This is a genomic window from Halomonas sp. 3D7M, from assembly GCF_014897885.1.
Lineage (GTDB): Bacteria > Pseudomonadota > Gammaproteobacteria > Pseudomonadales > Halomonadaceae > Vreelandella.
This window is the reverse complement of the sequence record NZ_JABUZF010000247.1, coordinates 44187-53351: the sequence shown is the minus strand read 5'-3', so window position 1 is coordinate 53351 and position 9165 is coordinate 44187. Positions and strand designations below refer to the sequence as shown.

The window sequence follows — 9165 nt, the reverse complement described above, 5'->3', positions numbered from 1 at the left end:
GGGGAGCCACTTCGGCGCGAATGGCCGAGGGGCGGGCGAACAGCACGTTGGGGTCGAGATTGCCCTGCAGCGCGACTTTATGGCCCACGCGGGAGCGGGCGTCGGAAAGCTCGGTGGACCAATCGATGCCCAGGGCATCGGCTCCGGCACAGGCGATGTGTTCCAGCCATTGGCCGCCGTTCTTGGTAAACAGAATAACCGGCACATGGCGACCATCGTGCTCACGAATCAGGCCGGAGACAATTTGCTCCATGTAGCGCAGCGAAAATTCCAGGTAGGCGGGGGTTGAAAGCGCACCGCCCCAGGTATCAAAAATCTGTACCGCTTGAGCGCCCGCGCGAATTTGCGCGTTTAGGTAGTCGGTTACCGACTGTGCCAGGGTATCCAGCAACTGGTGCATGGTGTCTGGCGTATCGTAAAGCATGGTTTTCAGATGACGGAAGTCTTTGCTGGAGCCGCCTTCCACCATGTAGGTGGCTAGCGTCCAGGGGCTACCCGAAAAGCCAATCAACGGCATGCGGCCGTTCAGCTCACGACGAATGGTCGATACGGCACGCATCACGTAATCGAGATCGCGCTCGGCGTTGGGTACCGTTAACGCTGCAACCTCTTCTGGGGTGCGTACGGTTTTTCTGAATTTAGGGCCTTCACCGGTTTCGAAATAGAGCCCTAGCCCCATTGCATCTGGGATTGTGAGGATGTCGGAGAATAGAATGGCGGCATCTAGCGGGTAACGCTCAAGGGGCTGTAGCGTTACTTCACAAGCTAGGTCATGGTTGCGACACAGATCCATAAAACTGCCAGCATCGGCGCGGCTGGCGCGATATTCTGGCAGGTAGCGGCCTGCTTGGCGCATCATCCACACCGGAGTGCGGTCGACGGGCTGGCGAGCCAGCGCACGAAGAAAACGGTCGTTTTGCAAAGGTGTGGTGGTCATAAACACTTGCTCTTGAGAAGTTTGCCCGCATTGTAAGGGAGTCATTGTACTTGAAGATAACGGTACTTGAAGATAACTGTGTCTGAAGGCGGCAATTGTACTGAAAAACGTACTTAAAAACGCCTCTCCCTGTTGAGACCGTGAGGCTACCGCTGCTTCCTGGTAGAATGTTTTCTTATTTTTCCAACACCGGTGTGGTTAGCTGGTTTGGTTAATCGACGAGGTAACCTGTGACCATTCGCTTCATTGCCGCTTCCCGGCTGCCCACCCCTTGGGCCACATTCACCATGCACGGCTTCGAAGACGAAGCTACGGGTAAAGACCATATCGCCTTAACGCTAGGTGATGTGAGCGGCGGCGAGCCAGTACTGGGGCGCGTGCATTCTGAATGTTTAACCGGCGATGCGCTGTTTTCCATGCGCTGCGACTGCGGCTATCAGCTACAAGAAGCGCTCAAGCGTATTGCCGAAGAAGGTCGTGGCGTGCTGTTCTACCTGCGCCAGGAGGGGCGAGGTATTGGGCTGCTGAATAAAATCCGTGCTTATCATCTGCAAGATCAAGGTGCAGACACGGTTGAAGCCAATGAGCAACTTGGTTTCGGTGCGGACATGCGTCGCTACGACCTGTGTGTGCCGATGCTTAACCACTTGGGTATCACGGCATTAAAACTGATGACCAACAACCCTCGTAAGGTGGATGCCTTAACCCGGGATGGCGTGAACGTGGTTGAGCGCCTGCCGATTACCACAGGCCTAAATCCCCATAATGAGCACTATCTCTCAACCAAAGCGGGCAAGCTTGGCCATATGATGGCGCTGGACGATTTTACCCAGGCCAGCGACGTCGATATTGAACGTAAAGGGTGACTAAGCCCTTTTGTCACACTGCTGAACCGCTCTTCTGTCTGAAAGCTTCTAAAGCCCGCTCTCCTGAGTATTTGTTGAGCAGATACTCGGCTGAGTTTCGTTAAGGCTGCGTAATAGTCGAGATGTAATTAGCTTATAACTGTCTGAGTGACTATTTTGCATAGTGGGGTAGGGGAAACGATCTTCTCTACGCTGACTATCCTACGTTACGTGACAGAGGTTTGTTATGGCTGAAACAATTATTAAAATTGACCTTAAACAATCACCTTACGAGAACGAACAGATCCATAATCGCTGGCATCCCGATATACCCATGGCCTGCATGGTAAAGCCTGGCGACGACTTTATCGTTGAGTGTCATGACTGGACTGGCGGGCAAATCCATAACAATGATAGCGCCGACGATGTGCGCGATGTGGACTTAACCCAGGTTCACTTTTTATCAGGTCCTGTGGGGGTTGAAGGTGCTGAGCCTGGTGATTTGTTGGTGGTCGATATTCTTGATATTGGTACCTTTGAGGAGAGTCAGTGGGGGTTCAATGGCTTTTTTTCTAAACAGAATGGCGGTGGTTTTTTAACCGAGCACTTCCCAGAGGCTCAAAAGTCGATCTGGGACTTTAATGGCATGTTCACTAAATCCCGACATATTCCTGGTGTCGAGTTTGCTGGTTTGATCCATCCCGGCTTGATTGGCTGCCTACCTTCAAAAGAGATGTTGGCTGAATGGAATAAGCGGGAAAAAGCACTTTACGATACCGAGCCTGACCGTATCCCTCAGTTAGCCGCGCTGCCCTACGCCGATACGGCGCATATGGGTAAATTGTCAGGCACTGCCAAGCAACAAGCTGCCGCTGAAGGCGCGCGAACAGTACCGCCCCGTGAACATGGTGGTAATTGTGATATCAAAGACTTATCGCGTGGGTCGACAATTTATTTTCCCGTTTACGTTAAAGATGGTGGCTTGTCGGTAGGCGACCTGCACTTTAGCCAAGGTGATGGGGAAATCACCTTTTGTGGCGCTATTGAGATGGCCGGTTGGATCCACTTGCGGGTTAACCTGATCAAAGGCGGGATGGAGAAGTACGCCATCAAGAACCCTATTTTCAAGCCAAGCCCTATCACGCCGAAATACGATGATTACCTGATTTTTGAAGGGGTGTCGGTAGACGAGCAGGGTAAACAGCACTACCTGGATGTACATGTGGCTTATCGTCAGGCTGTTCTCAATGCCATCGAATATCTCAAAAAGTTTGGTTACACCGGTGCTCAAGCCTACTCGCTGCTAGGCTGCGCGCCCGTACAAGGGCATATCAGTGGCGTTGTCGATATTCCCAATGCTTGCGCAACACTTTGGCTGCCAACGGATATTTTTGATATTGATGTGAAGCCGAATGCCAATGGGCCTGGAGCGCAGGTTGCCCAGGGGGCTGATCTGCCGCTCTCCAAAGATAAGTAGAGCGCTTAGCCACCGCTGCATTGAGAAAGGCAGCGACACGCCAGTATCGCTGCCTGTTTAAAATGGATGCTAACAAGGAGAAAGTGGTATGCCTCTCTATGACTATAAGTGTGCTACCCATGGCTTGTTCCACGAACTGGTTCCACTGCGCGAAGTAGGTGATGCTTGCGCTTGCCCAACGTGTGGAACGCTGTCACCACGAGTACTGCTGGTCGCCCCTCAGTTATTAACGATGGACCCAGCGCGGCGCAGCGCTTTTGCACGGAATGAAAAAGCCGCACATGAGCCCAGGCATGGTAACCAGCATAGTGAGCACGAAAAAGGCTGTTGTCATCAAGAACGTCATAAGCCCCAAGTATTTTATACGGCGGAAGGTAATAAAATGTTCCCTTCCGCACGGCCTTGGATGATAAGTCATTAAAGCCACGTTACCTGCGCCAGCGTTGTAGGTATTGAACGCATGGAGTGATAATGGTGGGGCGTGGCATATCGGGAGCGCCCCAGGATGAAAGCTCTAGATGAACAACGGCATGACGTGCTGCCTCAACAGCAGGGTGAGTTCAGCATTGTCGAAGAGTGGTTACACAGCATTACCCACGGGGTTGGCGCTGTGCTCAGCTTGGTGGGTATGGTCGTACTGCTGGTAGTAGCGAGCTTAGCCGCCCACGTCGACCCTTGGAAAATTGTCAGCCTGAGCCTGTACGGCACCACGCTAGTCCTGCTTTATACTGCCTCGACTTTCTATCATGGCATTGCTCATCGGCGCTGGAAGCAACGCTTCCAGCTGCTTGACCATTGCGCAATTTACTTGCTTATCGCGGGCACTTATACGCCTTTTCTGCTCGTTAATATGCGTGGCACCACGGGCTGGGTGTTATTTACCGCCGTGTGGTCGCTAGCGCTAGTGGGGATTGGCTGCAAACTGCTCTGGCCACAGCGTTTCGCGGTACTACGCGTGGCTATCTATTTACTGATGGGCTGGATGATCGTCCTGGCTTCTAGAGAGATGGCGGCCAGTTTATCGGTGACCGGCATCGCTCTGCTTGCCGCAGGGGGAATCATCTACACGCTAGGGGTTATCTTCTATGCCGTGCGTGCCATTCCCTACAATCACGCTATTTGGCATCTGTTTGTGATTGCCGGAAGTATTTGCCACTACTTTGCTGTCTACAGCGCTGTTCTACCTCATGGGGCGGTTACCTAGCGATCAACTGCCGCTTCTTGCTCTTTTTCCATGGCACGGGCTAGCGCTGGGCGCTCAGCGTGACGTGCGCGGTAGACCGCTAGGGGTTCAGGCAGTCGGTGTTTCATACTGGCTGCCCACGTTAACGTATGGGTAAGGAAGATATCTGCCAGGGTGAACGTCTCGCCGACTAACGTCTCCTGGCCCTTGTAGCGGCGTTCTAGTGCTAGCAGTGCCCGCTGAAATTCCCAGGCGGCGGTAGGCAATACTGAAGGCACGCGCTTATCTTGGGGGAGCGCAAATTTATGCTTGGCCTGAAGCCACAGCGGTTGCTCGAGTTCGGTGACGATAAAGCTTAGCCACTGGTCGACTTGCGCTCGCTCAGCGGCGCTTTCTGGCAGAAGGCTGGCATCACCGTATTGCTCGGCTAGATAACGGCAGATAGGTGCCGATTCAAACAGCGTTAGCTCGCCATCCTCAATCACTGGCACCTTGCCATCTGGATGGCGGGCTAGGTGCTCAGCGGTTTGTCCCTCGCCTCTATCCAATGCGACATGTTGGCAACGGTACTCTAGGCCGAGTTCTTCAAGTGTCCAGGTAACACGCATCGAGCGAGAGTTCGGAAAACTGTAGTTCGTTATCATGAGGCAGCTCCTAAGCAGCGCGGTGAGATTTTACTGTAGCGAGTGCTTAGAAACCTGTCGAGCTACCGGTCTCGGGCGCTACGGATGCGTTCGTAAGCGTTGCCAATTTCGCTGGTGCGTGCCTGGGCCACTTCACGCATGCTTTCAGGCAGCCCTTTACCGGCGAGTTTATCGGGATGGTTTTGGCTCATCAGGCGGCGGTACGCTTTTTTAATTTCAGCGTCGCTGGCATCTTCACTCACCCCTAGTACTTGATAGGCGTCTTTCAATGCCTCTTCGCTGGAACCCTGCGAATTCGCGGCGGCACCGTGAAGCATGGCTTCAATCTGCTGCACTTCCGCTTCACTACAGCCAACCCCACGGGCCACGCGCAAAATCATCTCGTGCTCGGCAGGATGCAGCACGCCGTCGGCAGCGATGGCGGTTAACTGAACCTGCAAAAACACTTGGCGTAAAACCGGCTGGCGCTGGGTCAATCGGTTAACGTTCGCCAGCTCTGCATCAAGGTTAAAGCCGTCGGCGCGTCCGCGCTCGAAGGCGGCTCGCGCTTTGGCTCGCTGTTCGCCTTGAAGATGCATTTGGTCGAACAGCTTTTCGGCCACGCCAAGCTCGCCATCGGTGACCTTACCGTCGGCTTGGCACAAGCAACCCATTACCGAGAAGATCGATTCTAAAAAGCCTTCTTGGATTTGTGTGCGGGCAGCGTTTAAGCGGCGGCTAATGCGGCTCCCTAGCCACCAGCCCAACCCACCGCCTACCAGCAGGCCAATGGGGCCGCCGACAGCAAGGCCAATCAGGCCAAACAAAATAATCAAAAATAGCATGATGTTCTCAGCCGTTGAAAAGTTAAAAGTTACGGGAGACGAGCACGAATAGCGCGCTCGATACCGTCGGCATCCAGGCCGCAGTCGCGTAGCAACTCTGCGGGGGTGCCGTGCTCAACAAAGGTGTCAGGTAGACCTAAATTGAGCACTTCGATTTGTACCCCTTCCGCGTGCAGCAGCTCGTTCACTGCGCTGCCTGCGCCACCGGCGATCACATTCTCTTCCAGAGTGACCAGCAGCTCATGTTCATCGGCGGCATGCAGTACGGTGTCTCGGTCCAGTGGCTTGATAGAGCGCATATTGATATGCGTTGCGTCGAGCTTTTCGGCAACCTCTGCGGCGGCGCTGTTGACGCTACCAAATGCCAGCAATGCAATGCGCACACCCTCATTCCCAGCGTCGCGGCGTAGCTGTGCTTGGCCAATGTGCAGCGGCTCTAAGTGCTCAGGAATAGCTGCGCCAGGGCCTGTGCCACGCGGGTAGCGAACCGCTGCTGGGCCTGGGTGATGGTAAGCGGCGCTGAGCATGGCGCGGCACTCTGCTTCATCAGCAGGGGCTAAAATCACCATGCCCGGAATGCAGCGCAAAAAAGACAAATCCATGCTGCCGTGATGCGTTGGCCCGTCTTCACCCACAAGGCCTGCGCGGTCAATCGCAAATGTTACGTCTAGATTCTGGACGGCAACATCGTGAATAAGTTGGTCGTAGCCGCGCTGTAAGAACGTGGAATAGATCGCCACAACAGGCTTCATGCTCTCGCAGGCCATACCCGCAGCAAGCGTTACGGCATGTTGCTCGGCGATCGCGACATCAAAATAACGCTCAGGATACTGCTGGGAGAAACGAATTAAATCCGAGCCTTCGCCCATGGCGGGGGTAATTCCCATCAGCCGTGAATCGGTGGCTGCCATATCGCACAGCCAGTCGCCGAACACGTTGCAGTACTTTTTCTTAGCCGGTGCCTTGGGCGCTGCTGGGGGCTTCACCAGTGGTGCACTGGCAGTGGCGCTGGGCTTTTCTAGCTTAGTGATGGCGTGATAGCCAATCTGGTCAGCTTCGGCGGGCAGAAAACCTTTACCCTTAACTGTTTTGATATGCAGAAACTGAGGGCCATCCTGGTCGCGCAGGTTGCGCAATGTTTCGGTGAGCGCCTCCAGGTCGTGACCATCGATTGGACCGATGTAGTGAAAGCCCATTTCTTCAAATAGCGTGGCAGGGCTCACCATACCTTTCATGTGCTCTTCGGTGCGCTTAGCAAGCTCGAGTGCGCCCGGCAGATGGGAGAGCACTTTTTTGCCTTCTTCACGCATCTTAAGGAAGGGCTTGCTAGACAGCACGCGGGCTAGATAGGTCGCGATGCCGCCAACATTTTCCGAGATCGACATCTCATTGTCGTTCAGCACCACCAGCATATTGGCGTTAACGTGGCCTGCATGGGCCAGTGCTTCAAACGCCATTCCCGCAGTGAGTGCGCCATCGCCAATAATGGCGCACACACGACGTGGGTCGTTTTGCGCCTGGGCGGCTAGCGCCATCCCCAGGGCAGCTGAAATCGACGTGCTGGAGTGGCCTACACCGAAGGTGTCGTAATCGGATTCTGCGCGACGGGGAAACGCTGCAAGGCCGCCATGCTGGCGAATGCTGAGCATCGCTTCGCGTCGCCCAGTTAAAATTTTATGCGGGTACGCTTGATGGCCTACGTCCCACACCAAACGATCTTTGGGCGTATGAAAGGCGTGGTGCAGCGCTACGGTCAGTTCCACAACGCCCAGACCTGCACCGAAGTGGCCGCCTGTCACACCCACGCTGTATAGCAAGTAGGCACGTAGTTCGTCAGCCAACTGGGCAAGCTGCTTAGCATTCATGGCCCGCAGCGCAGCGGGATGATCAAAAGAGTCGAGCAGCGGCGTTGCCGGGCGCTCGCGGGGAATCTCGTCGAACAGCTTCATAGGCATGTTTTCATGGACAGGGTCATGGACATCGTTTAGTGGTCGCGCTCGATCATATAGTGGGCAAGGTCGGCCAGCGGTGCGCCTTGCTCGCCAAGCGGGGCGAGGGCGGCAATGGCCTCTTCGATAAGCATATTTGCTTTGTGCTGTGCGCCGGAAAGTCCCAGTAAGCTAGGGTAAGTCGGCTTGGCACGTGCAGCATCAGCGCCAGAGATTTTACCCAGTGTGACGGTATCGCCCGTCACATCAAGGACATCGTCATGAATCTGGAAGGCTAGACCAATGGCGCGGGCGTAGCGAATCAGAGCGGCAAGCCGGGGGTCGTTTTCATCCACTGCGACTAAGCCGCCTAAGCGCACTGCGGCCACAATCAGCGCGCCGGTTTTGTGGGCGTGCATATGAGCTAAGGCATTCACGTCCGGATGGCCCCCCACGGCGGCTAAGTCTAGCGCTTGGCCTGCGACCATACCTGCCCGGCCAGAGGCAACGGCCAGCGTGGTAACCATGCTGCCAAGCCGTGGATGGGGCTGGCTGGCAAGTACCTCAAAGGCCAGTGCTTGCAGTGCGTCTCCCGCTAAAATCGCGGTGGCTTCATCGAACGCTTTATGTACGGTGGGTTGGCCGCGACGCAGGTCGTCATCGTCCATGGCAGGCAGATCGTCATGAATCAATGAGTACGCATGAATCAGCTCAATGGCTGCTGCAGGGGCGTCCAACGCGTCGTCCCGCGCCCCTAGCGCGTTACCTGCGAGGTAGACCAGCAGTGGCCGCAGGCGCTTACCACCTACCAGTAGGCCGTGACGCATAGCGGCTTCCAGGCGTGGCGCGACGGCTGGTTGGGAGTCAAACAAGGCTGAAAGTGTGGCATCCACCCGTGCGTTACTCGCATGGCGCAGCGTCGCCAGTTGAGAAGCATTAGCCGTCGTTACCATGGCGGCGTTTCCTCGCTGTCGTTGCCGTGATTAGTGGCATTGTCCGTTTCTGGCACCGTCGCGAAAGAGGTAACGTCAAGCTTACCATCGCGGTCTTCACTTAATGCGCGAACTTTTAATTCGGCGTTGTCGAGCCGCTGCTGGGCTTCACGCGTGAGTCGCACGCCTTGTTCAAACGCGGTCAGAGCGTTCTCCAATGAGAGTTCGCCGGACTCAAGGCGTTCCACAATGGTTTCAAGCTGTGAAACCGTTGCGGCGAAATCTTGCGCTGGTGGAGTGTTATCGCTCATTGGGTAAGGCCTACTATTTTGCTGGCGCCCTGACGCTGATTACGGGCGGCGAATGTGACGATAGCCGTGTTATCAAAAAATAAA

General features: G+C 55.1%; 10 protein-coding genes. 4 read left to right on the top strand and 6 right to left on the bottom strand.

All coding sequences use genetic code 11. The annotated features are described in order from the left end of the window. Window positions 1-937: uroporphyrinogen decarboxylase (hemE, locus tag INT22_RS14715; protein WP_226912771.1), on the bottom strand; the 937-nt coding region annotated here is incomplete at its 3' end. Window positions 938-1167: 230 nt separating this feature from the next. Between hemE and ribA the strand changes: the two genes are divergently transcribed. The 4 genes from ribA (at window position 1168) to trhA (ending at window position 4463) form a co-directional block, all read left to right on the top strand. Further along, complete coding sequence (ribA, locus tag INT22_RS14710; protein ID WP_030071109.1) at window positions 1168-1803, top strand: GTP cyclohydrolase II; 636 nt, start codon at window positions 1168-1170, stop codon at window positions 1801-1803. Window positions 1804-2029: 226 nt separating this feature from the next. After that, entirely contained in the window at window positions 2030-3259 is a 1230-nt protein-coding gene (fmdA, locus tag INT22_RS14705; protein WP_089040306.1) for a formamidase, read from the top strand. An 88-nt stretch (window positions 3260-3347) separates the two neighbouring features. After that, entirely contained in the window at window positions 3348-3680 is a 333-nt protein-coding gene (locus INT22_RS14700; protein WP_038479420.1) for an FmdB family zinc ribbon protein, read from the top strand. A gap of 84 nt (window positions 3681-3764) precedes the next feature. Next, complete coding sequence (trhA, locus tag INT22_RS14695) at window positions 3765-4463, top strand: PAQR family membrane homeostasis protein TrhA (RefSeq protein WP_193068482.1); 699 nt, start codon at window positions 3765-3767, stop codon at window positions 4461-4463. Here the strand turns inward: trhA and INT22_RS14690 are convergent. From INT22_RS14690 to INT22_RS14670, 5 genes are all read right to left on the bottom strand, one after another. Continuing rightward, a complete protein-coding gene (locus INT22_RS14690) occupies window positions 4460-5086 on the bottom strand; it encodes a glutathione S-transferase family protein (protein WP_193068481.1) in 627 nt (208 codons plus the stop codon). The two genes, trhA and INT22_RS14690, sit on opposite strands and share 4 nt — an antisense overlap. A 62-nt stretch (window positions 5087-5148) precedes the next feature. Next, on the bottom strand, window positions 5149-5910 hold the full coding sequence (gene djlA, locus INT22_RS14685) for a co-chaperone DjlA (RefSeq protein WP_193068480.1): 762 nt from the start codon (window positions 5908-5910) through the stop codon (window positions 5149-5151). A 29-nt stretch (window positions 5911-5939) separates the two neighbouring features. Continuing rightward, on the bottom strand, window positions 5940-7865 hold the full coding sequence (dxs, locus tag INT22_RS14680) for a 1-deoxy-D-xylulose-5-phosphate synthase (RefSeq protein ID WP_193068479.1): 1926 nt from the start codon (window positions 7863-7865) through the stop codon (window positions 5940-5942). Window positions 7866-7894: 29 nt separating this feature from the next. Next, entirely contained in the window at window positions 7895-8791 is an 897-nt protein-coding gene (ispA, locus tag INT22_RS14675; RefSeq protein WP_095603455.1) for a (2E,6E)-farnesyl diphosphate synthase, read from the bottom strand. After that, window positions 8785-9081, bottom strand: coding sequence for an exodeoxyribonuclease VII small subunit (locus INT22_RS14670; protein ID WP_038479402.1), 297 nt, complete (start codon window positions 9079-9081; stop codon window positions 8785-8787). The genes ispA and INT22_RS14670 overlap by 7 nt, the downstream gene beginning before the upstream one ends. Window positions 9082-9165: the final 84 nt, after the last annotated feature.